This is a genomic window from Candidatus Contubernalis alkalaceticus, assembly GCF_022558445.1.
GTDB lineage: Bacteria > Bacillota > Dethiobacteria > SKNC01 > SKNC01 > Contubernalis > Contubernalis alkaliaceticus.
In genome coordinates this window covers 2,919,514-2,944,720 of record NZ_CP054699.1, presented here as the reverse complement: position 1 = coordinate 2,944,720, position 25,207 = coordinate 2,919,514, and the positions used below count along the sequence as shown (strand labels likewise).

Sequence of the window (25,207 nt, the reverse complement as noted above, 5' to 3'; positions counted from 1 at the left end):
CTTATTCCTCCTCACGAGTTAGGTGGATAAATAAATCTTGAAGAGCCACGGAACCAATCTCTAACCCAAGCGTTTCTGCCTCAAAACGCTGTGTTTCAGTAATATCTTCGTAGACCATCACCGACTTTGTGCTGCCAAGTTGTTTTGTGTTCAATTGTGTCATGCTGCTGACAAAACTATCAACTAACTCTGCTTCGCCGGTGATAGATGCGCCCCTGCTCATTACTTCGTCGATGGGCTTATCAATTTTTAGAGTTCCTTGATCCAGGATTAATACGTGATCAAATAAATACTCCATTTCAGACACCAGATGAGTCGATAAAATTATAAGTCTTGGGTGCCGGGACTGTTCCTCTAATACCTCTCTGTAAAAGAGATCACGGGCAGGGGCATCCATACCCACATAAACTTCATCAAAAATTGTAACAGGGGTACGGCTTGCCAGGCCAAGTGTTGCATTTAATGCCGACTGTTTTCCGCTTGAGAGTTTATTAATTGGTTTATCTAATGGTAATTTAAATTGAGCTGCTAGTTCTGTTGCATATTTCAGGTCAAAATCAGGCCGATAACGTTCAGAGAATTCAAGATAGCACGATACCTGCTCATCTTCATCACTGTAATCTGTCATATAGGAGAAACTTACGTTGGACATGATTTTCCGGTTCTCAAATGGTTCTTCGCCGCCTATGCGAATTATGCCGGAGCTTGGTTGTCTATATGAAGCAAGCAATGAAAGCAGGGATGTTTTACCAGCTCCATTTCTCCCCATGAGGCCATATATCTTACCTGGTGAAAGGGAAAACGAAACATCCTTCAACGCTTTTAAAGTTTTATAATTGAGACAAACATCCTTCAAGACCACATCAAGATTCATCCTCATCACGCTCCCTTAGGAAATTAATTAAGTTAGATACATCATTGTCTGTTAATCCCAGTTTCTTGGCTTCTTGAATCATTGGTAATACGTAACTATCTGCAAATGCATTTTTGCGATCCTGTATTAGTTTTGATCTAGCTCCATCGGCCACAAACATGCCCACACCTCGTCTTTTATAGATGATGCCCTTATCAACTAGTAAATTAATTCCTTTCGCTGCAGTAATATGGTTTATTTTATAAAAATGCACCATCTGTGTTGTTGAAGGTATTTGGTCATGCTCTTGTAGTTGTTCATTAACAATCTGGTCCTCTATCATATTTTTAATCTGCAGATAAATGGGCTTACTGTCATGTAGGATTGTCAACAAGTCTCACCACCTATATGGTTATATAGCTATATATATAAGTATATAGGCTTAAGTGTTTCTTGTCAAGAACTTTGGGGAATATGACCTGGGTGGATAGAGACGAACTTAAATTGATAACCCAGGAGACGCAGGAGTTGGAAGTGGTTACTGATAAGAATAAATATTATCGCGTTCAGTTTGGAGCTTTCTCTAAGAAAGAAAATGCAGAAGCCTTGCTGAAAAAGATCAAGGCCTTTTGTCCCCCCAGTCTTAATTTTCAACGTTTTTAGTAGGCTGAGATGTGCATTGTATTACTTACTTGGTAGCACATAAGCCAGTTGAGATGAGGGGAATTTACTTAACTAATCCCTTACTCATCTACAATGGACTTGTTCCCCTATACCTCGCTTTCTTAAAAATCAGCGAAAAACCGATTGATATGTTTCCTCATACGTCGGGGGCAAAAATGTAGATATTTCTTTAATTGTTAAATATTTTTATGTTAAAAGAAGAGTTGCAGTCGAAAAAAAAATATAGAAAAAGGTTTTTCATGCGTCAGCTCTGTCTTACGATATTCATTGTGTAAATGTTGGCTCTATAGTGGTATAATATGAAATTGTTGAATTTTCAACGGAGCCAGTTAATATGTAATGAAAATCCAAGAAACTCATCGGATACCTGCGTTACAAAGCCATTATGAACGCTCAGTAGGTCGAAGAATTCGATGAGAGGGGTACAACCAGGACCTGTTCCGGTTGCGGCAGCCAACAGCAGATGCCACCACACAAAAGGGTTTACCTTTGTCCAAAGTGTGGCTTTAAAGTGGAACGTGATATTAACTTGGTGCTTAATTTTTTAAAAAACGATAATTATGCCATGTGGCATGGCCTAGGCGAAGTGCTCAGTATCGTCAGTTAACGTTTTAACCCTGTAACTGGCGCAAACCAAAGGATTGAAAGTTGATCTGTCATCCTGAACTACCAGGATGCACGGGTCTATTGACCCCGTGAGGATGTCACGAATTGATATTTCTGAAAAAATGCTTCAAGTTGCAAATCAAGAAAATAAATGCGATAACGTAAATTTTATGCAAATGAGCATGAGTGATTTAACAGCTATAAATGAAAAATTTGATGTTGTGGCTAGTTCTCTTGCTGTGCATTACATAGAGGATTTCGACAAATTAATCAGTAGTGTATATAATTTACTGACGGATAACGGACTTTTTGTATTTTCACAAGAACATCCGTTGGCTATAGCCTTGCTGAAGGAAAATTATTGGTCAAGAGATAATGAAGGGAATGTTATTCATTACAACTTAACAGATTACAGTTTGTTGGGTGAACGAAAAACAAGATGGATTGTCGATGGTGTAATTAAGTATCATCGCACATTTTCGTCGATTTTTAATTCCTTAATTAAAGCAGGATTTGTAATAGAAAAAGTGTTAGAACCATTACCGGAGGAGAAGATTATGGAACGATATCCTTCGTACAAAAAGTATTATCATAAGCCGGATTTTCTTCTGATAAAAGCAAGGCATTATAAAAGTTAATGTTGTACAAAATGGGCACTTACCAAGGCAAGGCACCCTCCGTTGTAAGCAAAATGATCTATTTAATTAGAAAACTGCTTACCGATTAAATAGGTTGAATAATAATTTTTTGATTTACTATTGACAAAAGAACATCTACGGAATATAATGTGACTTAATAGTCATATGACTATTAAGTCACATTATATTGTTTATATCGAAAGGTGTTTATTGTAATGGGATTGAATTTATTTAAAGTATTAAATGTAGTTCTGGCTTTTTCTGGCTTTTTATGCCTTCATTAAAGTACTGGCTATTATGGTAACAGTAATAACATTGTATATATTTAAAAGGCAGGAAATCTAGAAATGAGGGAATAAGCTAATGCCAAAAGAAACATTTAATAATTTACCGGAGGAAAAGAAAAATTTCATTATTCAAATAGCTACTGATGAGTTTTATGAGTATGGCTATGAAAAATCCAGTATAAGCCGTATTGTTGAGATGTCAGGAATAGCTAAGGGTAGTTTTTATCAATACTTTGAGGGAAAGGAAGACCTTTTCCGGTTTATCATGACAATGGCAAGCGAAAAGAAGCTGGAATATCTTAACGATTTAATATCTAATTTAAACAATATGGATTTATTTAAATTACTTAGGGCATTATTTCTTGGCAGTTTAGTTTTTCAAAAAGATAATCCCAAACTGTCAGGATTAACAGACCGATTTCTGAAAAATGCAAACTCAAAACTTAAGGAAATAATACTGGGAGACAGCAAAAAAAATAGCAATTTGTTTCTTGAAAACCTTTTACTTCAAGATATAGCTCGTAATGAAATACGATCTGACTTAAATATTTCTTTTACAGCTCATCTGATAACAGGCATTGCTGTATCTTTGTCTGATTATATGCGAGATAGGTTTGAGGATATGGACAAATTAGATGAAAATATGTATGAAAATCTGGTGGATGAATCCATTAAGTTACTGAAAGAAGGAATTCAACAGAAGTCTCAAATTTAAAAGGAGGTGCGTGATGGAAGTTGTTCTGATATCAGGGGCAAACGAGGGCATAGGTTTTTATATGGTTTCACAATTGCTGAAAGATGGGAAACAGGTTGCTGTTTTAGACATCAATACAAGTAATCTTGAACAGCTTAAAAGGGAATATAAGGATAAAATTGTTTACTTCACTTGCGATATTGCAGATGCAGAACTGGTAAAAGAACTGACATCAGAAGTTAATCAGTTTTTTGGGTCTATAGATTATGTCATTCATAATGCCTGTAAATGTTTATTTACAGATTTTGAGAAAACATCAAAGGATAACTTCGAAAGTGTTTATAACGTAAATTTTTATGGTGCCATTAATCTTACAAATGCAGTCTTGCCTATCATGAAAAAACAAAAGCAAGGCAAAATCATTTTTACAGGATCAGGGGTAGGAATAACAGGATTTAAAAACATCAGCGCTTATGCATCAAGCAAGGCTGCAATTGAATGTTTGGCAAAATGTCTTAACATAGAATATCAAAGTATAGGGATAACGTTTCATGTAATGCATCCGCCTCTTACCAAAACCTCATCTTGCAACCCATTACCTGTTCCGAATGAATTTAAAGCAGACCCCGTAAAAGTTGGAATTGGATTAGCAAAGAATATTGATAAAAAGAGCTTTTTTATTTGCCATTCTTTAATACAACCGATACAGGTAAGGTTAGCCTATTTATTCCCGATCAAGCTTGGAAAAATAATGAGTAAAATGGCATGTAATTATATGAAAAAGTTATAAATTAGATTCCTATGTTTGATTATAGATAGATACTATTTTAATTTAAAAAAGTAATTTCATATATTTTAAGTGATTGGTCTAAATGGTCTCTTGCTACAAAAGTAGGGATGGAAAGAATTTTGCAAGGGCTATTATCAATTTCCAGTAGCCTTTGTTAAAGGGAAAGGATAGAGGATAGATTGCGGATGAAAAAGATAGAATTTCAATTAATCGGACAATATGAAGTGCTCAAGAATTATGAAGGTGTACACAACAACCCAACTAGAATCAGTATTAAAAATGAATTTAAAAATGCTCTGATTAAACTAAATCTTTTTAGTCATTGTGTTATATTTACCAAGGATGAGAATGGGGTTTATTGTTATACTTCAAAAATCATAGAACTTAACGAAAAAACTGGGGACTTGATTATTGAAATAGAAGGAGAAAGTCATGATATCAAGGGAGATTTGGTAGATATAAAGCCGTACTTTCCTTGTGAAGAGGTTGTTAATTGTTATGTGAATAAGGACAGCATCGATCATGAATACTTCACACCCATTTTATTTAAGGGAAAGCCTGTTGGAGAATATTTATATGTTAATAATAGTGAGGTTATTCAAATTCGTGAAACGGAAAGCTTCACCGCAAACGAAATTGAAAAATCACTTGAACAAGTACATACTGGTGATTTTGTAAGAGTATTATGGTGGTTTCACAAGTTTGATGATAAAAAATACCGTAGTCACTTAATGTGTAATCCGCCGTATGAAAACGCACCAAAATCTGGTGTGTTTGCCACAAGGTCGCCTGTCAGGCCAAATCCTATTGCCTCAACAGTTGTTGAAGTAAAAAAAGTAGACAAGTATAATCATAATTTGTCTGTTTTAGGTTTTGACGGCTTTGAGCACTCAGCTATTTTGCAGATTATGCCCTATAGGGGAGATTTGGCTGAAAATATAATCGTACCAGAATGGTTGAGGCATTGGACTCCTTATAAAGTTTTTCATGATGACTCAAGGAATAATACATCTTTAAATTCTAAAGAGGATAACAATCCCTTTTTTTGTGAAGACGTTTTTTTTAAAGAGCTTGAAGGCGAGGGAAGTTTTGAAAAAATAGACCATAGTGTGAATGAAATAGTTGTAGAGGGTGCAAGATTGCACAATTTAAAAGATATTACAGTTAGAATTCCAAAGGAGAAGATAACCGTTATAACCGGAGTCAGCGGAAGCGGAAAGTCAAGTCTTGCCTTTGATACAATTTATCACGAGAGCCAAAAACAGTTTATTGATTTGGTTGCGTCTAATTCCCCCATTTACAGTGATTTGAAAGATTCAATGGTTGGCAAGATATCTGGGCTTCAGCCAGCTATAGCCATTGAGCAGAGAAATCTTGGAACTAATCCTAGATCAACAGTAGCATCAGTGACAAGAATAGGGGATTATCTTAGATTACTCTTTGCAACTATTGGTGAGAGGATTTGCCCAAATTGCAATTCAATTATTCCAAGAAACAATGTCTGTGACGATTGTGGGACGATTTATTTCCAGCTTATACCGTCCATTTTTAATTATAATCATCCTGAGTACATGTGTCCTGTGTGTAGAGGGCTTGGGGAAGAGCTTCAGATAGACATTGATTTAATTGTTAGTGATCCGGATGCATCAATCTTGGATGGGGCCTCTGTTTGGTGGGGAAATTTAAGAAAGCATAGAGAAAAGCCCAATGCCAATTGGATGAAGGGTGAAGTCCTGGCATTGGCGAATGATATGAACGAAGACCTCGAGCTGCCTTTTAAAAATCTTTCAGATGAGTTCAAAAGACAGATCTTCTATGGGAGTGATGGCCGGGAGGTAACTTTAAGCTACGAAAATCCAAATGGCAGGAATGGGACAATAACCAGACCAGTAGAGGGTGTTGTAAATACTCTGAATCGGCTTTTAAAAGACAATAGCGCGGACGGTTCTATGAAATATATTGAACGATATATTGTGAATAAAAAATGCAGCAGATGTAAAGGGGAGAGATTACTTGAAGAAGGACGCTTGGTAAGAATAGGTTCAACAAGATATCCGGAAGCTACCATGATGAACATAACCAGGTTAAAAAGATGGTGTCATGGAGCTTATAATCAATTAAACGATAATCAGAGAGAAAAAAGTAAGGGTATTTTCATAAAGCTTATTAGCAAACTCAAAAAACTTGAACAAGTAGGATTAAGCTATCTTAATCTTGATAGAAGCATCCCCACTCTATCTGGTGGAGAAGCACAAAGGCTCAAAATTGCATCACAATTTGGCTCTGGAATTTCTAATATTCTTTATATAATGGATGAACCTTCAAAGGGATTACATCCAAGGGATTATACGTTTCTGATTGAAACCATAAAGGACTTAAAAAAACAAAGGAATACAATTATTGTTGTAGAGCATAAAAAAGCTTTTATGGATATGGCAGATTACTGGTTAGAGATGGGTCCTGGAGCTGGTCACTATGGTGGACAAATTATACGTGCAGGTGAGGTAAGAGAAAGCCATTCGACGGTTCAAGATGATTTTGATTATGACATCCATGAAAAATTGACGGCTTCACATAAAAAAATTGTATTAAAAGGTGCAAGAACGAACAATCTTAAGAACATTGATATTTCTATACCTGTTTCTGCATTTACATGTGTTATTGGCGTTAGTGGATCAGGGAAGAGCAGTCTGATATCTAAAACTTTATACTCAGCGATTTTGAAAGAATTTGGAAAAAATGCTGAATTTACAGGGGGGTATGACAGGATAGAAGGGTTAGGTTTCATTAGTGATATATATTATGTTAGCCAAAAGGCTATTGGCAAAAACTCCAGATCAAATCCAGGAACTTATACAGGGGTGTTTGACTTAATACGTGAGTTTTACTCAAAGTTATCTATTGCGAAAAAGATGAAGTTAACAAAGGAACACTTTAGTTTTAATAGCAAAAAGGGACAATGTGCAGAGTGCAAGGGCGCAGGTGAAATAGCAATACCAATGCACTTTATGCCGGATATTTATGTCAAATGTATGAAGTGTAATGGCAAGAGATATCGGGATGAAATACTTACTGTTCAATACAATGGATACTCCATCTCAGACTTATTGGAACTTGAAATTGGTGAAGTAAAAGAGTTGTTTAAATACGAAATAAAAATTTATGAAATTCTTAATATGTTGGACAAAGTAGGGCTTTCATATATCAAGCTAGGTCAAAGCGCTGCTACTTTGTCAGGAGGTGAGTCTCAGAGGATAAAGCTTGCAAAGGAGCTTTGTACCGGCAAGACAAAGGGTGCCATTTATATACTGGATGAACCTTCTTGCGGTCTCCATGACGAGGACGTAAAAAAACTTCTTTTTATCATTGATGAGTTGACGGCAAAAGGTGCGACAGTTATTGTCATAGAACACAATCCTTTACTTATCAGACAGGCAGACTATTTAATTGAAATGGGTCCTGTAGGTGGAGACCTTGGTGGATATGTTATGAGGAAAGGTTGGGGCAGAATAATTAAAAAAACTGTACATCCATAAAGGTGAATGGTTTTAAAAAGAAGGGTTTGAGATACCTCGCTTTTTTGTGCATAAATTGAGAGGACAATAGAATTCTAATCTCTTATACTTTAGATACAAGGAGTTGTTACGATGGAGTGGCTGGACAGGCTAAATCAATCAATAAGCTATATTGAGAATAACCTTGCAGATAAAATAGACTATGAACAGGCCGCAAAGATTGCCTGTTGCTCATCTTTTCATTTCCAGCGAATGTTTTCATATATAGCAGGGGTTTCACTAGCTGAGTATATCAGGCGAAGACGCATGACATTAGCTGCATTTGAGTTGCAAAACAGTGACATAAAGGTTATAGATTTAGCTTTGAAATACGGGTATGATTCACCAACCTCATTTTCACGTGCGTTTCAGAACATACATGGTGTATCGCCATCCGGCGCGAAAAATGAGGGAATTAGTCTCAGAGCCTATCCACGTATGACCTTCTTGATTTCAATTAAAGGAGATGTGGAAGTGAATTACAAAATTGAGAAAAAAGAAGCCTTTCGGATTGTGGGAGTTAAAAAGCATTTTGAGTTGGATATCGATGAAAACTTTAAGGAAGTGCCGCAATTTTGGGGTGAGGTATTTCAAAACGGCGTGTTTGTTGAAATCAGCAAATTATCGAATCAGGAACCATTAGGGGTACTGGGTGTTAGTACTTGTATGAATGGTAAAGATTTTGATTATTATATTGCTTCTGCAACAGACAAACTAATTCCAGAAAATATGTATGAATATGAAGTGCCAGAAACTACTTGGGCAGTATTTGAATGTATCGGACCTATGCCAAATGCTATACAGGACCTACAGAAGCGAATTATCACAGAGTGGTTGCCGACATCAGGGTATGAGTACGCAGATGCCCCGGATATAGAAGTGTACCCAGCGGGGGATATATCTTCACCAAATTATAAATGTGAGGTTTGGCTGCCGATTACAAAAAGTGAACTCGTTTCAGCAAGCTGAAACATCGGGGAATCAGGTGGAGACACTACTCCACCTGATTATAAGCCCCACCTACGCTAACGCTTAGAGGTTGGGGTCTTATACCCTAAAAAAAAGAGATAAAAAGTGAGTTTGTAGACTAAGCTTGGCTATTTGGCTGTTTATGGCAGCTAGAATAATCAAGCGTAGCCTTAAAATAGTATACAACGAGGATTTATGATGAGAGATAAAATAGATTGAAATAGCAAGATAAAGTGCGGTTGTGAGGAGGAAGATAAAAATGTTAAGAATACTAGGAATTATAATAATGATTATATTGTTCATAGCAGTCATTATTGTTTTTGCACTTAAAATTAACCATAATAATCAATTAAGAGAAGAAGCTCAAGAATATCTGCCACCAGGAAGAATTGTAGAAGTAAATGATAAAAAGTTACATGTATACACAGAAGGCGAAGGAGATATTACAATTGTTTTTATGGCGGGGCACGGCACCAGCAATCCAACATTGGATTTTAAGCCCTTATGGATGAGGATGATAGATGACTACAGGATTGCAGTAGTAGAGAAACCAGGTTATGGCTGGAGTGAGACATCAAATAGTCCAAGGGATATAGATACAATGCTTGAAGAAACCCGTAAGATGCTGGAGCTTTCAGGGGAGAAGGCTCCTTATGTACTCTTTCCCCATTCCATGTCAGGATTAGAGGCAATATATTGGGCTCAAAAATATCCTGATGAAGTAAAAGCAATTATTGGCTTGGACCCATGTACGCCTGAAACAATAAATCTAATTCCTGAACCTCAAAAAATACAGCTATATTTTATGTATTTTATATCAAGAATAGGCTTATCCAGATTTATACCGGAATCTGAAGTAGGTGAAAATTTGCCTCTAATGAAATCAAATGAAATATCAGAAGAAGATAAAGATCAATATTTAGCTGTTTTTTATAAAAGTTCTTTTTCAAAAGATATGTTAAGAGAAATAAATTATTTGAAAGATAATGCCAAAACAGTAGCAAAAAATGAAGTTCCTATCAACACCCCCATGTACTTTTTTATTTCCGATGACCAAGAGACTAGTGCGATGGGTTGGAAAGAAGCATTATCTGATTATCTTTCTAATATTACTTTTGGAAAGTATATGCAGCTTGCCACTGGTCATTATGTCCATTATGATAAAGCAGATATAATTGCTGAGGAGGCTAAAGCGTTTCTTGAAGGTATAAAGTAATACTGAGGGTGAACCTTGTTATCACTTTACCTATTAATTTTTTATATCCTCATCGTTTATGGACAGCTATACTTTTGTCAGCGGTTAATGGTTTTTGCCTTACAAATTAATAACAGCGTCTTTTTCACAAGAAAAGAAGCTGCTGACCAGCTGCAAATTTCAATGGATGCTTGATGCCCGGGAGATTTCGGTCCTTGCCCCTGGCAATTTTTAAAGAACTAAATGTAATGACAATGTAATTGCAATGTCATGAATTATTGTATATATTATTGACAATCTGTGAATAATAAAGTAAAATCAAAATACGAAAAGGAGATGATTATTATGGCCAAAACAACAAACCTTAACATACGCGTTGATGAAGAATTAAAACGCCAGGCAGAAGCTATTTTTTCTGAACTGGGACTCAATATGTCTACTGCTATGAACATGTTTCTGCGTTATTCCGTTCGCTACGGAGGTATTCCCTTTGACCTTCGTATTGAAAAGCCGAATGCTGAAACCATGGCTGCAATTGATGATGTCAACAACAACCGCAACATGAGCAAATCCTTTGACAGCGTCGATGCGTTGATGGAGGATTTGCATGCTTAAAATCAGATACTCCAGCCGTTTTAAAAAAGATTTCAAAACCATTATAAAGCGGGGTTATGATGTTAAGCTTTTTGAAGAAGTGCTACGCCTTCTGGTTGAAGAAAAGCCTCTCTCCGCAAAGTATCTTGACCATCCCCTTGTTGGCAGCTATGGCGGGCATCGCGAATGCCATATCACACCGGACTGGTTGCTCATTTATAAAATTGAAAAAGACATCTTAACCTTGTCACTTACGCGAATAGGAACCCATAGCGATTTGTTTTAATCCTCTAGGTAATGCCCGGGAGATTCTGTAAATTGACGAAGGCAAGTGCCTGAATCTCCGGTCATCCTGCGTTATTACGATGATAATTTCTCAAAGACAAAGGTTTCGGGTTACTATCTAAAACCCCTGTTTTTCTAACCAAGACAATGGTCATCCTTTTTTCTTCCAAATCCATCTATGTAAATCAAATTTTTTGTTTCTTTTTTCAATCTCAAAAATCCAGTCAAGTGGTTCATGATATCACTTTGCAGCATGAGGATGATAAAGCGTTAGTGCAAATGACAATAGCTGAAGTAATTTCATCGAGGTCAGCTTAATGCAAAGTTAATAATTATGATCATAATTTCATGTGGTTGAATGTCCCAGACATATGGGCAACAAAATTCCATTGTCGTTTCATATAATTTTTCAATGCAAAAGTGTTGTTCTGATAAAAAGTGTATAGCTCCACTAAATCTATATGGCTGTTCAAATCTATTTTCTCAATTGCCTTTGCAGCCGCATATCCACTTTCCATTCCTGCCGAAATGCCCTCGCCCATAGGGTTTAGAAATCCTGCTGTTTCACCTGCAAACAGCACTTTTCTGTTTCCGTATTCTATAGGACATCCAGGCATAATGTGTGGCATAAGCCATTTTTCTATTTTCTCCTGCTTTTCTATTTTTGCATTATGCTGTTTTCCCATATAGGTAATAAATTTGGAATAATAATCTTCAAGTATACTTGTATCTTTAACTGATACACCGAAAATGAGATAATCATCCTTTACATTAAACCATGCATCATATTCTGAAAGATGGGGTTGCAAATAGGCATAAAAATAGTGATGATCCAAATCAATGGAACCTTTATTGAAGGTTTGATAAGTCGTTATATAACTTTGGGGTGTACGAGTAAGTTTTCGCTTAACAGAGCCTACTGCACCATCACATAAAATAACTACTTTTGCCTTTTCGAAATATATAGAAGTGCCCTTGAGATTTACAAGAACACAGTTTTCTTGTTCCTTACATGACAGGGTGGCGGTTTCGTCGCGCAATTCGGCGCCGGCTTCGGCAGCTTTAGATGCTAGCCAGTAATCAAAGGAGCTGCGCCAAATATTTAACCCTTCCTGTTTAAAGCGGTACTCTCCTTTATCGCTGGTAAAAATCATGCCCCGGTTATCGGTAGGCTTACACATGGTAAACTCCGGCGTATCTTCGCCAAAGTATTGCCGGACCAAATCCATTGACTTCTTAATAAGGATACCCGAGCAGGACTTGTTTCTTGGCAGCTTGAATTTTTCAACCAATAATACTTTATATCCATTACAGGCCAACTCCCGTGCGGCTGTACAGCCTGTTGGGCCTGCGCCAATTATAACTACATCATACATCTTAGTTTCTCCTGTGGAAAATTATATAAAGAGTATGCAGCAAAATAACGAAAAACAAATCAGTCTCAGAGAATTATATCACAATTTACTGCTTTATCCCACAATCCCTGTTCAACAGCGTGTTTAACTTGTGATAATGATATAAGTGTAGATTCCGGCCCTTGCCCCTAGCAATTTCCAGAATCTCTCGAGTATTACTGGAGTAAAAAGCCCTAAAGAAATTCAGACCTTTGAAAAGCAAAAGTGTAATGAAGCGATCAAGTATCTTAAGAAACAGAAGAGGAAATGGTGGGTTTTTGCTTGTTCAAAAACAATAGTTATGTTATCAGCATCCCCGCTTTAGCTAGATTAATTTGTTTTTGTTTCTGTTTCTACAAATAGTATTGTCAATAAAAAATCAAAGACGGTACTGGATTCTTTATTCAGTACCGTCTTTATGATGTTTATGAGTATGAGTAAATATTAGAACATGCCTTTAAATGAGGGCTATTTTTTTCAAAACCATTTTTAGGCAGGATTATATGAGTATTAATAGAAATATTATATATCCTTTTTACTTGAACCAAAATAATTTAAGCTAAATATGAATCATCTGAGCAGCTTGACCCGAGATTTAACCAGTGCTTTGTAAAGTAAAGTATTATAGAAAAGCAATAATAGGAGGTTTTATCAATGAACAGAGAAGAAATGAATAAGAAAATGGGCCAGATTATTGCAAAGGCATGGTCCGACGCAGAGTTCAAAGCCAAGTTATTAGCACATCCAAAAGAGACGCTGAAGGAGGAAGGGGTAGAAATACCAGAAGGAGTCCAGGTGAATGCAGTGGAGAACACCGCCCGGCAGTTCCATTTGGTTATTCCACAGAAACTGGATGAATTGAGTGACCAGGACTTAGAAGGGGTTGCAGGTGGTACTTTTCTGTCTTTAGAACTACCGCTTTGGTAGATTGCCAGGCACTTTATGTGGTGGATTAATTACCTTAAAGTTAGACAGAAGTATAATCATTGAACAATAAATATGCATCGTCAAAGAGAAGCGTAATTGACAGTTTACGAAAAAGATCAGCAAATTAATATCGCTTCTGCAGTCATTTTTTAAAATGGCCGGAGATAACACATAAATTATAAGTGAGGATCAGCATTTGGCCAGGAATATAATTAACTCCAAAAACACCCCAGAGGATTTTATCTCTCTTTCCAGCAATCAGGCTTTGCTCCTGGACAGTTCCCAGGTGGTATGGATGGTCCAGGAGGGGAAAGCAGATGTGTATGCCGTTTCTCTCCGGGATAATATCCCGGTAGGAAGGCTAATACACCTGTTTCGGGCAGAAATGGGCCAGACCTTGTTCGGTCTTGATACCTTCCTGGGGGAAGGGGTAGAAATGGGCCTTTTGGTTACAGGCATACCGGATACTACCCTGATTCGCCGTTTAAGGTCTGAGCTGTTGAAAAAGGCTCGGGAGAAGAACAGCCAGCTTCTGGCTGAATCAGCCGCTTACATGGTGGAAAGCTGGGTAATGGATATGTCCTTGAGTATATTCCGCCGGGTGCCTCCTACCCGTTTTAAGCCCCTGGAACCAGGGGACCAACTTGACGTTAAAGAGGGCGAAGCCTTTCGCCCCCAGGGGAATATTCTCTGGATCCGCCAATGTACCGGGGCATCTCAAGCAGCCGGCAGGAAAGAAATGACCTTGTGGGCGGGAGAAGACTTTTATCCTCTTACCGGGGATACCTGGCTGCAGGCCGTGGAAGATGGACACATCCAGTGCCGGGATACCCTTGGCCTGGTGGATCTGAAGCTGCCGGACAAGGAGACTGCATTGTGGAAAGCTCTGGATTATTTTCACAGCTTTATTTTACCCTGTATTCATAACAACTTAAAAGATCAGGAAAAGCAGGAACGGGAAAGATTGATTAAGGGGGTTAGTAATAATCAGGAATATTTAAGCCAGGCCTTTGAATATCTGGAGAAAGCTGTTTCTTTAGAAGAAGTTTTATCCGGGGAAGCTCTGGCTGATCCCCTGGTGGAAGCCTGCCGTCGGGTGGGTTTATCCCTGGGGATTAAAATAAAAACTCCCCCCGCCTGGTTGATGACCGGCCAGCAAAAACCATCTCAACTGATAGTTGAGGTTGCCCAGGCCTCCAACATTCGCTGTCGAAGAGTACAGCTTACAGATAAATGGTGGAAAAAGGATAACGGCCCTTTGGTGGTTTTTCACAAAGAAACTGGTAACCCCCGGGCAGTTTTGCCTGTGAACAGCAATACATATCATATTTATGATCCCCAAACGGGACAGGAGGAGGTCTTAACCGAAGAAAAGGCCCAGGATATACATTCCCAGGCCTATATGTTGTACCCCTCTTTTCCGGACCGTTCCCTCACAACTCTGGACCTGTTAAAGTTCATTTACCGGAGGGCCTGGCGAAAGGATTTATGGTTGGCAGGCTTAATGGGTATTCTGGGTGGGCTGTTGGGCCTGGTGATGCCTTTTTTAACCGGGGTGCTCTTTGATGGGGTTATTCCTATGGCCGATAAAGGCGAGCTTATTCTTATGGCCCAGTTTCTCCTGGTGAGCGCCCTTGCAGTTTTCTTTTTTAACGTAGTCCAATTACTGGCGGTCTTGCGGGTGGAAAGCAGAGTTGATTTTTCTCTGCAGGCGGCTTTCTGGGACAGGCTTATGAAACTACCCCTGTCCTTCATTCAGCATTTTTCCGCCGGTGACCTGGGAAGCAGGGCCACAGGAATTATGATGATAAGGCATATGATTTCCGGAATGGTGATTAACTCGTTGTTTTCCGGTGTTTTCTCCTTATTAAATTTCATCTTAATCTTTTATTACCTCCCTTCCTTAGCCTGGATAGCCATTACCCTGGTTTTGGGTGCCAGTGTCATTACCATATTATTGGGATCAGCCCAGGCCAGGCTGCAGCATAGTGTAATGGAAATTGAGGGTAAAATATCCGGGCTGCTGCTGCAGGTATTTGGGGGGATTACCCGGTTTCGTATGGCCGGGGCAGAAAACAGGGCTTATTATCTGTGGGCTAAGCAGTTTGGTGAACAAAGGAAAAACCAATATAAGTCCCAGACTATTGGTAATTACTTGATGACTTTCAGTGCAGCTTTTCCCTTTATTGCGTCAACCGTCATTTATATTTCCTTCATAGCAGTCGCAGGGGGGGAAACTGTTTCTACCGGTATTTTTTTGGCTTTTAACGCCGCTTTTACCGGTATGGTAGTTTCGTTAATGTCCCTTTCCTCACAGGTGGTAGTCTTGATGCAGGCTGTTCCGCTGCTGAGACGGCTGCGTCCTATCCTGGAAGGGGAGCCGGAAATAGATGAAGCCCGCTTAGACCCGGGGGAGTTAAAGGGGGAAATAGAGGTAAGCCGGGTAACCTTTCGCTATAATCAGGAGGATTCACCGGTAGTTGATGATGTTTCTTTAAAGATCAAGGCCGGCCAGTTTGCAGCCATCGTGGGTGGCTCCGGCAGCGGCAAGTCTACTCTCTTTAAAATGCTTTTAGGTTTCCTTCGGCCGGAAAAGGGAACGGTATATTTCGACGGCCAGGACCTTTCAACCCTGGACCTGAGTTACCTGCGGAAACAGCTGGGTGTAGTGCTTCAAAATGATCGGCTGCTGCCGGGATCCATCCTGGAAAATATTTTAGGAGCTTCCAACCTGACTATTGATGATGCCAGGGAGGCGGCCCGTATGGCTGGACTGGCAGAAGACATACAAAATATGCCCATGGGTATGCACACCTTCATCGCTGAAGGAGGGTCTACCATTTCTGGAGGGCAGCAGCAGAGAATGCTTATCGCCAGGGCGGTGGTCAAAAAACCCCGTATTCTTTTGTTCGATGAGGCTACCAGTGCCCTGGACAATCGTACCCAGAGTATGGTAACCCAGAGCCTGGAGGGCCTTAAAGCTACTCGCCTGGTAATTGCCCACCGTTTAAGCACGGTCATGAATGCTGATATCATTTATGTATTGGAAAAAGGTAGGATAGTGCAAAAGGGCACTTATGCTCAGCTGATGGCGGAAAAAGGAGTTTTCCAGTCTATGGCCAAACGGCAGTTAGCCTGATTTGAGCCTTAAGTTAGTGTCGGGACATGGACTATAATTTTTTAATTCCAGGAAAAATATCAGTGTTTTGTTCACCTGCGGGAACACTAAAGGGTCTTTTGGAGGCAGGGCACATCTAAAGTTGAGGGGGAATTTATCCATGCAGCAGCCAGGCCTATATCGCAAAGAAGCTTTGAGAAAGCTTTCCTCGCCGGAACAGCTGGACAACATGCTGACCATAACCAGTCCCCGGAGCTGGATGGCTGTAGCAGCAGTGGGTCTCATTTTTTTGTCTTTATTGGTCTGGGGCTGCTTCGGCAGCGTTACCTCTCAGGTGGCCGGCCAGGGTATAATCATAAGGCCCGGGGGTATAGCCCGGGTGGCTTCCAGCACCGGTGGGCAGGTAGTTACTATTAATACTGTTTCAAAAGAAGGCGTTAATCAGGGGCAGATGGTCGTAGAGATAAGAAATTCTGAAGGAGAGACAATACCGGTCTACAGTAATTATGGAGGGCGGGTTTTGGAATTATTTATCCGGGAAGGGGACCTGGTCAGCCCCGGTTCACTGCTGTTCAGTATGGAAGTAGGCCGGGAGGACGATCTGGAAAAGATGGAAACTATACTTTTTGTGCCCGTTGAAGTGGGGCAGAAGATTTCTCCCGGGATGGAAGTTAACATAGCTCCGACAGTAGTAAACAAAGAAGAATTTGGCTTCATGGTAGGAAAGGTAAGGGATGTATCTGAGTTCCCTTCTACCTTTGAGGGCCTCTTGAATATTTTAGGGAATGAAGAACTGGCCATGAGACTGGCGGGCGAAACCCTGTCTGTCCAGGTTACAGTGGAACTGTTAACAGATGAAGATTCTCCCAGTGGTTACCGGTGGACCAGCGGTCAGGGGCCGGATATCTCCATTAACAGCGGAACTATTTGTCAGGGTTTTATTATTACCCAAAAGGAACGTCCAGCTGCTTTAGTCTTTCCAGCTCTTGAAAGGTAACATATCATTTTAGAACTATATGATGACTATAATCTATCCATGAGGGGGAGCAGTTTAAAATGATTAATCCCCACCACCTGAAAAACCACTATACAAGAAAGTTTTCTTCAAAGCGGGTGAAAACCCCCACGCTGCTGCAGATGGAGGCGGTAGAGTGCGGAGCAGCGGCCCTGGGAATAATTCTCAGGTATTACGAAAAATATATTCCCCTGGAGGAATTAAGGGTAGCCTGTGGGGTTTCCCGGGATGGCTCCAAGGCCTTGAATATAGTGAAGGCAGCCCGGAACTACGGCCTGGAGGCCAAGGGATACCGCAAAGAATTGGCAGAACTTAAAGAAATGGACATGCCTGTAATACTGCACTGGAATTTTAGCCATTTCCTGGTGCTGGAAGGAATAGACCGGGGCAGGGTATACCTGAACGATCCCGCCAAGGGCCCTTGTATTGTAAGCGAAGAAGAACTGGACCATTCCTTTACCGGGATAGTCCTATCCTTTAAACCCACCCCTCTATTTCAAAAAAGCCAATATCGCCCCAGTCTGTACGGTTCTCTAAAAAGCCGTCTCTCTGGGCTGAAGGTAGGACTGGTTCTAATTGTTATCCTGGGACTTTATCTAGTCATACCAGGTATTCTTATGCCGGCATTTACCAGAATATTTGTGGATGATATACTCCTGGCAGGCAGGCAGGAATGGCTTGTACCGCTTTTTTTCGGTATGGGGCTAACCATACTTGCCCAGCTAGCCCTATCCTGGTTTCGCCAGTATTACCTGCTGCAGCTGGAAAACAGATTGGCTATCAGCAGTTCAGGCAAGTACCTTTGGCATGTTCTACGGCTGCCGGTGGAATTTTATTATCAGCGGCTGATGGGGGAGCTGGGCAGCAGGGTCCAGGGAAACGATAGAGTTGCTGCCCTTCTTACAGGACAGCTGGCTTCTGCTTTCCTGGATTTACTGGTAATAGGTTTCTTTATGCTAATTATGCTGCAGTATGATATTTTACTGACGGGATTGGCCCTCTTTTTTGCCCTTGTGAACCTGGTATTTCTGGGCCAAATGTCCCGGAAAAGAAAAGATAACAGCAGCAGGCTCATGCAGGAACGGGGTAAAATGATTGGTTATTCCATGGTGGGGCTGCAGATGATTGATACCCTTAAAGCTACCGGCCAGGAAGCAGATTTCTTTGCCCGATGGGCAGGCTATCAGGCAAATGTAGTTAAATCTGAACAGGAACTGGGGCAGTCTGCTCTAATCCTGATGTCTGTTCCTCAGCTGCTGATGTCTTTGGCCGCCGCATTTATATTGGTTGCCGGTGGGTATCGGGTTATGGAGGGAATGCTTACCATAGGTATGTTGGTAGCGTTCCAGGGACTTATGATGAATTTCATGGAACCGGTAACCAGACTGGTAAATTTAGGGACCAGACTGCAGGAAGTGGAAGCCGATATGGCAAGGTTGGATGACGTGATGAATCATCCTTTGGACTCGCAGCTGGAGACACCAGAGGATGGGATGGAGCAAATAGAGGGTTCCCCCGCCAAGCTTTCTGGACAGGTAGAAATTCGAAATGTTACCTTTGGATATAATCCTCAGGCCCCCCCCTTGATCGAAGATTTCCATTTGAGCCTTACCCCCGGTTCCCGGGTAGCCCTGGTAGGAGCCTCCGGCAGTGGCAAATCCACTGTAGCACGCTTAGTTGCCGGTCTCTTTAAGCCCTGGAAGGGAGAAATCCTTTTTGACGGCCAAAAACGAACCCAAATACCCCGCCCGGTAATTAACAGTTCCGTGGCGGTAGTAGATCAAAATATCAGTATGCTGGAGGGCTCGATCCGGGACAACATTACCCTGTGGGACCACGACTTACCGGAGATACACGTTATACAGGCGGCTAAAGATGCAGGCATTGATGAAGTCATATCCCGGAAAAAGGATGGCTACGAGGGCACTCTGAAGGAGGGGGGACGGAATTTCAGCGGTGGGGAAAGGCAGAGGCTTGATATCGCCCGGGCTCTCAGCAATAATCCTACCATACTGATTCTAGATGAAGCAACCAGTGCACTGGATCCTCTCACGGAAAAGATTATCGATGAAAATATCCGAAGGCGGGGCTGCACCTGCATTATGGTGGCCCACCGTCTCAGCACAATCAGAGATTGCGACGAAATAATTGTCATGGAGCAGGGAAAAGTAGTTCAGCGGGGAACCCATGACCAGCTAATAACACAGGAAGGCCTTTATATGAAACTTATTAGCAGTCAATAACCGGGACAGGTCCCTTGTGTCTAAAACCAACACCTGGCAATTTCTAAGGGAAAGAAGAAAACTTTGAAAGATCTTACAGCTTTGTTCAGGAAATGGCCTTTTCCAGGCTGCATGTTTTCAAATATTCTCCCAGGGAAGGAAAGCCTGAAAAGCATTGATTTTCTCTTTGAAAGGAATCCCACAGGGGAAATTTATCTGGATAATTTTGGGTTAAATTTATTTAGCTGAGGGCTAAAATTTCAGTTTTTTTTCAGTCCTATTGGATAAACTCTCTTCAAGAATTAGTGAAGAGGGTTTTTTGCTGCGGAAGCGCGATGTGAAAAAAAGGGCTTCCTTTGCACTTAATTTATCAATGACCATTGGGATACCTATCTAGATTAACGTAGATATTGTAAAGAGAACGTATAATATAAACCCACAGAAAGGATGATGTACAAATGCAGAATCTCCGGGCATAATGATGAAAATTGAATGAATCTTCTGTTTGGTACAGTAAAACCATATTTATCTTTTATGGGAGGTTATGTAATATGTGTAAAATGATTAAAAAGGGTAGTATTTATCTAATCTTAACCTGCCTGTTACGGTACTTATTGGCTGTCAAAATAACACAAGTGTGGCCGAAAATAAGGAATCACCGGGAGCTGAACAAAACCAGCAGCAATCTGGCGGTTCAGAAGCAGAAAGACCTGATAATTCTTCTGGTACAAATCAGTGGCCATCCGACATCCCCGGTTATGTGCCTCAACTAAAGGGTGATTTTTCTTATATAAAAGAAGATAAGAGCACTGAATTATATTCTCAATATTACATGATTATATACGAAAACATTAAAGACACCGCTGATTCCTACGAAGAAAAACTTATCTCCAATGGATGGACCATTATAGTAAAAGATGATTTTGAATGCAGCTGGGTGATAAATGCCAGCTATGGAGATGACATAGCATATCTTACAGTTCACGTGGAGAAGGAAGATAGCAGTAGTTTTGCTTTCGGAATTGTGTGTTAATGTTTTAAGTATTTTCTTTAAAGGTCAATTTAGAATATGATCAGTTTAACTCAGGATGTAGTTTTTCTTTGGGGCAAAGCAGTCATCATCCAAGGGTATTATAGGAGCAAAAAACTCTTTTTTGAGTGAGATTGCTTTATTGAAAAAACTAAAGCTATTTGGAGGAGGCAGGGGTGACAGTGCTTAAAGAAAAAAAGGTAATATTGTGTATTGTCATAGTTTTGTTTTTGATTTTTGCACTATGCATTTCGGGGTGTTCCGGGGGTCCGCAAGGGAAAGAGGATACAGAGCCCGGCAATGGATCCCCGGTCAGCGGGAACAACTGGCCGAACTGGGTGCCGTCCATCATTCCCCCGATTTCATCTTTGCGCATGGAAGGCTTGATAACAATGTTAAAGTGACCCTTTGCAATTTTTTTTGTTGCTTTGGATAAGTCCACAATGGGAGCGGTTGCTCTCTTGGAAGAAAAGGAAATTAAAAAAACGCTGCTGATGATTGTTAGTACAGGGACAAGTAAACCTCTTAGCCGAAAGGCAACTTCGGGAGTTTCTACAAGAAGCTGGGGAAATAGGAAATGCCCAAACAAAAAAGTAAGGAGTGCGGCTGCAAATGAAGATGCCGTTACAATCACAAACATGGTGAGTGCAAAGCGTATATAGAGCTTTTTCATGATAGGAGCACCGCTTTGTAGCCCAGCCCGCGTACCGTCTCGATGGCAAAATTGTCGTAACCCGCAAACCGTTCCCGAAGCCTCTTGATATGGACGTCTACGGTGCGGGGGTCGGTTTCGCTGTCATACCCCCATATTTCATCCATCAATGCTTGACGTGTAAAAATCTTACCGGGATAGGACAGCAGCATTTGCAGTAGAAAAAACTCTTTTTGAGGCAAAACCTGGTATTTCCGCTCCTGTGCAGATCGTGGAACAGGAGTATGATTTCTTCGCCCGTTTTAGAATCTAAATTGCCCGTGGGTTCATCGGCCAGCAAAAGCGACGGGTTTGTGATCAGCGCGCGGGCAATTGCAACCCGTTGCTGCTGTCCACCCGACAGCTCCGTAGGTCTAAAGATTTTAACACATTCGTCAAAGTTATCGTCACTATAAGTGAGTGCCCGGAGATTCAGGCCCTTGCCTTCGGCAATTTACATAATCTCCTAAACCCCACATGCCGTGACCGGCACAATCTATAATGAAAATACAGAATAATTAAAATTTTAGAAGACGCAAGCATAAAAGTTTCCACTTATATGTCAAATGTATTTGGTGTTTCAGGGCGTAAAATATTGGAAGCATTGGTAAACGGTGAAACTATAGAACCCGCAATAGTAGCTGATTTGCCAATAGAAAGGCTGCGTTCAAAAATACCTGATTTAATAATGGCCTAAGTAGATTCTCCTAACCTCGTGGAAGATACATTTTCTACCGAGGTTTTTTGTATAATAAGAACAGGTCCTAACAGACCTTCAGATCAACCTTCAGGATTTTCTTCCCCGACCATCGCCGGAATTGTCCCGAAAGACGATTCCTTCCTGCTTTAGATCAGTTCATAAAATCCTGCGCTGTGGTTTCATGGCTTCCCGGCTCCGTTCCTGCTTGACCCTTCCCTTTGCCTTTCCACCATGTTGCGTTCATCAGGAATGAAATAAAATGAGTGAAAATTTAGAAAAGTGCTAATTGTTATCTGCGCACCATTTTTGATAAGATTTACAAGCAGGACAAACACCAAGTTGAGTTATTAGCCTCAAATTCCCAAAGCCATTTATTTTTGAAAATAGAGAGATACGCCATAATAATAAAAGTAAAGGAAACAGGTGTCTTTGTGGAACGGAAATATTTTAGCGGTAAGATAACTAAACGGCAAGGGGGGATCCAGATGACTAAACAAGTCGTTAACAGGAAAGTCAATAGAATAATACGCGAACCTCTAACCCCCCTCAGACGAGCGAATTTCCAGTTGCTTTTGTTGAAACTTGAGGTCAAATCATACACAAAAAAAAGGATGCTGGCGTGACTTGGTATACCGAACCTCCACTATTTTTCCTGCAAATAAAATATAACTTGCAGACAATTATTGGAGAAGGAAGGATGGATAAAATATGTTATGGGGAGCAACACTCATTCTCTTTACCTTATTCCTTTATCTCATGGTTGTCTCGTTCCGCAACCTGGTCGGAAGCATTAAAGGAGTGTATGAGGAAGCGAAGGATCAAGTAAACAAAGATGCGTATACCAAACTGGGAAAAGGCCATCAAAAATAAATACCGGAAATCGAGGAAAGGAGAACAAAAAATGAGAATAATATTCCTTTTGTTGGCGCTACTGGTTGGTTTGGTTATAGCTGTAGTGGCTATGATCAATAATGAAGTTGTTACTGTGAACTATCTTTTTGGCCAGGGGAGCCTTACTTTGTTTATGCTGATCCTGGGTTCCGCCTTTGCGGGGGCAATGTTTGTGGGCTTTTTGGGTATCTTTCGCAGCATCCATAACTATATGAATTCACAGGGTGATCGCGGCCACAAAAAAGAGTTGGAGCGACGCGTTAAACTTCTCGAGGGTGAGAAGGAAAAGCTGGAAGCCGAGTTGGGCAAGCAGCAGAAAGAACGTGAAGATGCTGCTGCGAAAGCGCATGGTGATTTAGTGGATGAGAAGAAAAAACTTGAAGAAGAGTTAAAAAAGCAGCAGAAAGAACGTGAAGATACTGCTGCGAAAGAGCGTGATTGATATAAATGGAACTGGTGAATTGGCTTCCCTGGTCTGAACTATGCCGAATTCGGCATAGTTCAGACTATGTTGAAAAAGAAACTATGAAGATTTGATTTGACTCGGAATATAAAAAAGAAATGGTTCGTCTGGTGGAGAAGCTAGGCAAGTGGAGTCACATATTTGGCCTCTTTTTGGCCTAAGTAGATTATCCTAACCTCGTGGAAGATACGTTTTCTGCCGAGGTTTTTTGTATAATAAGACCAGGGCCTAACAGACCTTCAGATTAATCTTCAGGATCTTCTTCTCCGACCATCGCCGGAATTGTCCCAAAAAAGACGATTCCTTCCAGCTTTAGATCAGTTCATAAATCCTGCGCTGCGGTTTCATGGCGTCCCGGCTCCGTTCCGGTTTGACCCTTCCTTTTGCCTTCCACCATGTTGCGTTCATCAGGAATGAAATAAATTGAGTAAAAATTTAGAAAAGTGCTAATTGTTATCTACGCACCATTTTTGATAAAATTTACAAACAGGACAAACACCAAGTTGAGTTATTAGCCTCAAATTCCCAAAGCCATTTATTTTTGAAAATAGCGAGATACGCCATAATAATAAAAGTAAAGGAAACAGGTGTCTTTGCGGACATTGGCGAGGATACTGTTTTTGTGGACGGTTCAAAAGATTTAACATCCGGTGTGGATGTTGAGCGAGTTGACGAAAAGATCAAGATAAGGAAGATGTATGCAGTTCTCGGGTATGGAGGCTTATTGCCTTGCTTTCTTGACAGAAGTTAAGATTCCAGAGGATGGTTCCCGATGACAAAAAACAGGGGTAATGGTGAAAGTGCCATGATATTAAGCGAACATACCGCACTTTTGTTATTATTTATTCTTATTTTACCCTTTGTACTGGTGGGTTGTCAGGCTGTGGTGAACCCAGAATATGATCACCTGCAAAAGGTAGATTATATCGGTAACACCATTTCGAATATATTTGAAAAAGCGGTTGGCTGGGCCACATCACTATATTCTTTATTGATATGAAGAAGGGTTCATTCGATTTTGTTCTCGGTCATGTAGGACTCTTTTTGACTGCGATAATCCTGGAGTACTGCCTGTGCAGGCGCCTTGAATTTGGGCTTTTTTATCCTCTTTCGCAGTATCCAGACTCATCTAAAATTTCGAGGAATACACCGTAATCAAGGGGAATTGCAGCGCCGTCTGCAACTCATGGAGAAAGATAAGATGAAGTTGGAAGCCGAGGTGGGCAGGTGGCATATGGAGCATGAAGCCTCTGTTGAGAAAAGAATGTCCACGAAGATGTATCTCATTTAGAAGACAACCCAGAGCCCTGTTAGGCATTTACAAGTAATGCAAAACATTAGAATTCTTTTCTGTCGATACTCATAATCACGCTAAAGAGGATGACCTATTATGACGGTAATAAAGCAGATTTCTGGGCATCTATACGTATTGTGGGCATCTTTGAAGGCATTTTTTCTCAGGTTCCTATCGATGGCGTGGAGACTACTGGGGTCTTTGAGCCTGTAACTTGATTGCGATGGTGGTCGTGGCCGTGATTGTCCGGTTGTGTTGAAGCTGATTATGCCGCGTAACGGCAGCCGTTTTGAAAGGACTGAGTAAATGGAGC

The 25,207-nt window shown here is 40.5% G+C and carries 22 protein-coding genes and 3 pseudogenes; 19 read left to right on the top strand and 6 right to left on the bottom strand.

Features of this window, described 5'->3' with window-relative positions:
• Window position 1 precedes the first annotated feature (1 nt).
• Both HUE98_RS14575 and HUE98_RS14570 read right to left on the bottom strand, forming a co-directional pair.
• Complete coding sequence (locus HUE98_RS14575) at window positions 2-874, bottom strand: ATP-binding cassette domain-containing protein (protein ID WP_241421339.1); 873 nt, start codon at window positions 872-874, stop codon at window positions 2-4.
• Window positions 864-1,247 (bottom strand): GntR family transcriptional regulator, encoded by a 384-nt coding sequence (locus HUE98_RS14570; protein ID WP_241421338.1) that lies wholly within the window; start codon window positions 1,245-1,247, stop codon window positions 864-866. The genes HUE98_RS14575 and HUE98_RS14570 overlap by 11 nt, the downstream gene beginning before the upstream one ends.
• Before the next feature lie 80 nt (window positions 1,248-1,327).
• On the opposite strand from HUE98_RS14570, the gene HUE98_RS14565 reads away from it, so the two are divergent.
• The 10 genes and pseudogenes from HUE98_RS14565 (at window position 1,328) to HUE98_RS14525 (ending at window position 11,150) form a co-directional block, all read left to right on the top strand.
• A complete protein-coding gene (locus HUE98_RS14565) occupies window positions 1,328-1,516 on the top strand; it encodes an SPOR domain-containing protein (RefSeq protein WP_241421337.1) in 189 nt (62 codons plus the stop codon).
• A gap of 433 nt (window positions 1,517-1,949) precedes the next feature.
• A pseudogene (locus tag HUE98_RS18185) lies at window positions 1,950-2,144 on the top strand (zinc ribbon domain-containing protein); the annotation flags it as partial.
• Between the two features lie 94 nt (window positions 2,145-2,238).
• The gene (locus tag HUE98_RS14560; RefSeq protein WP_241421336.1) at window positions 2,239-2,781 is read left to right on the top strand and encodes a class I SAM-dependent methyltransferase; all 543 of its coding nucleotides are present in this window, start codon (window positions 2,239-2,241) and stop codon (window positions 2,779-2,781) included.
• 363 nt (window positions 2,782-3,144) lie between these two features.
• Entirely contained in the window at window positions 3,145-3,783 is a 639-nt protein-coding gene (locus tag HUE98_RS14555) for a TetR/AcrR family transcriptional regulator (RefSeq protein ID WP_241421335.1), read from the top strand.
• 13 nt (window positions 3,784-3,796) lie between these two features.
• Entirely contained in the window at window positions 3,797-4,552 is a 756-nt protein-coding gene (locus HUE98_RS14550) for an SDR family NAD(P)-dependent oxidoreductase (RefSeq protein ID WP_241421334.1), read from the top strand.
• Window positions 4,553-4,737: 185 nt separating this feature from the next.
• Complete coding sequence (locus tag HUE98_RS14545) at window positions 4,738-8,088, top strand: TrmO family methyltransferase domain-containing protein (protein WP_241421333.1); 3,351 nt, start codon at window positions 4,738-4,740, stop codon at window positions 8,086-8,088.
• A gap of 111 nt (window positions 8,089-8,199) precedes the next feature.
• The gene (locus HUE98_RS14540; RefSeq protein WP_241421332.1) at window positions 8,200-9,075 is read left to right on the top strand and encodes an AraC family transcriptional regulator; all 876 of its coding nucleotides are present in this window, start codon (window positions 8,200-8,202) and stop codon (window positions 9,073-9,075) included.
• Window positions 9,076-9,334: 259 nt separating this feature from the next.
• On the top strand, window positions 9,335-10,291 hold the full coding sequence (locus HUE98_RS14535) for an alpha/beta fold hydrolase (protein ID WP_241421331.1): 957 nt from the start codon (window positions 9,335-9,337) through the stop codon (window positions 10,289-10,291).
• A gap of 324 nt (window positions 10,292-10,615) precedes the next feature.
• Window positions 10,616-10,885, top strand: a complete 270-nt coding sequence (locus tag HUE98_RS14530) for a type II toxin-antitoxin system RelB/DinJ family antitoxin (RefSeq protein WP_241421330.1) — start codon at window positions 10,616-10,618, stop codon at window positions 10,883-10,885.
• Window positions 10,878-11,150, top strand: coding sequence for a type II toxin-antitoxin system RelE/ParE family toxin (locus HUE98_RS14525; RefSeq protein ID WP_241421329.1), 273 nt, complete (start codon window positions 10,878-10,880; stop codon window positions 11,148-11,150). Before HUE98_RS14530 ends, HUE98_RS14525 begins: the two co-directional genes overlap by 8 nt.
• Before the next feature lie 337 nt (window positions 11,151-11,487).
• Here the strand turns inward: HUE98_RS14525 and HUE98_RS14520 are convergent, their stop codons facing one another.
• Complete coding sequence (locus tag HUE98_RS14520) at window positions 11,488-12,525, bottom strand: NAD(P)/FAD-dependent oxidoreductase (RefSeq protein WP_241421328.1); 1,038 nt, start codon at window positions 12,523-12,525, stop codon at window positions 11,488-11,490.
• 672 nt (window positions 12,526-13,197) lie between these two features.
• On the opposite strand from HUE98_RS14520, the gene HUE98_RS14515 reads away from it, so the two are divergent.
• From HUE98_RS14515 to HUE98_RS14495, 5 genes are all read left to right on the top strand, one after another.
• A complete protein-coding gene (locus HUE98_RS14515; RefSeq protein WP_241421327.1) occupies window positions 13,198-13,470 on the top strand; it encodes an NHLP leader peptide family RiPP precursor in 273 nt (90 codons plus the stop codon).
• Window positions 13,471-13,666: 196 nt separating this feature from the next.
• Window positions 13,667-16,609 (top strand): NHLP bacteriocin export ABC transporter permease/ATPase subunit, encoded by a 2,943-nt coding sequence (locus HUE98_RS14510; protein WP_241421326.1) that lies wholly within the window; start codon window positions 13,667-13,669, stop codon window positions 16,607-16,609.
• A 139-nt stretch (window positions 16,610-16,748) separates the two neighbouring features.
• On the top strand, window positions 16,749-17,585 hold the full coding sequence (locus HUE98_RS14505; RefSeq protein ID WP_241421325.1) for an NHLP bacteriocin system secretion protein: 837 nt from the start codon (window positions 16,749-16,751) through the stop codon (window positions 17,583-17,585).
• Window positions 17,586-17,644: 59 nt separating this feature from the next.
• Window positions 17,645-19,846 (top strand): NHLP family bacteriocin export ABC transporter peptidase/permease/ATPase subunit, encoded by a 2,202-nt coding sequence (locus HUE98_RS14500; protein ID WP_241421324.1) that lies wholly within the window; start codon window positions 17,645-17,647, stop codon window positions 19,844-19,846.
• A gap of 616 nt (window positions 19,847-20,462) precedes the next feature.
• Window positions 20,463-20,858 carry a hypothetical protein gene (locus HUE98_RS14495; protein ID WP_241421323.1) on the top strand — a complete coding sequence of 132 codons (396 nt, stop codon included), beginning with the start codon at window positions 20,463-20,465 and terminating at the stop codon, window positions 20,856-20,858.
• Between the two features lie 154 nt (window positions 20,859-21,012).
• Here the strand turns inward: HUE98_RS14495 and HUE98_RS14490 are convergent, their stop codons facing one another.
• From HUE98_RS14490 to HUE98_RS14480, 3 genes and pseudogenes are all read right to left on the bottom strand, one after another.
• Window positions 21,013-21,528, bottom strand: a complete 516-nt coding sequence (locus HUE98_RS14490; protein WP_241421322.1) for a HAMP domain-containing protein — start codon at window positions 21,526-21,528, stop codon at window positions 21,013-21,015.
• Window positions 21,525-21,755: pseudogene (locus HUE98_RS14485) on the bottom strand (winged helix-turn-helix domain-containing protein); the annotation flags it as partial. The pseudogene HUE98_RS14485 and the gene HUE98_RS14490, both read right to left, overlap by 4 nt.
• Window positions 21,755-21,922 (bottom strand): annotated as a pseudogene (locus HUE98_RS14480) (ATP-binding cassette domain-containing protein); the annotation flags it as partial. The pseudogenes HUE98_RS14480 and HUE98_RS14485, both read right to left, overlap by 1 nt.
• A 1,225-nt stretch (window positions 21,923-23,147) precedes the next feature.
• On the opposite strand from HUE98_RS14480, the gene HUE98_RS14475 reads away from it, so the two are divergent.
• From HUE98_RS14475 to HUE98_RS17700, 4 genes are all read left to right on the top strand, one after another.
• A complete protein-coding gene (locus HUE98_RS14475) occupies window positions 23,148-23,579 on the top strand; it encodes a LapA family protein (RefSeq protein ID WP_241421321.1) in 432 nt (143 codons plus the stop codon).
• Window positions 23,580-24,141: 562 nt separating this feature from the next.
• The gene (locus tag HUE98_RS14470; RefSeq protein ID WP_241421320.1) at window positions 24,142-24,351 is read left to right on the top strand and encodes a hypothetical protein; all 210 of its coding nucleotides are present in this window, start codon (window positions 24,142-24,144) and stop codon (window positions 24,349-24,351) included.
• Window positions 24,352-24,372: 21 nt separating this feature from the next.
• A complete protein-coding gene (locus tag HUE98_RS14465; protein WP_241421319.1) occupies window positions 24,373-24,600 on the top strand; it encodes a hypothetical protein in 228 nt (75 codons plus the stop codon).
• A 380-nt stretch (window positions 24,601-24,980) separates the two neighbouring features.
• The gene (locus HUE98_RS17700) at window positions 24,981-25,112 is read left to right on the top strand and encodes a hypothetical protein (RefSeq protein ID WP_277623683.1); all 132 of its coding nucleotides are present in this window, start codon (window positions 24,981-24,983) and stop codon (window positions 25,110-25,112) included.
• Window positions 25,113-25,207: the final 95 nt, after the last annotated feature.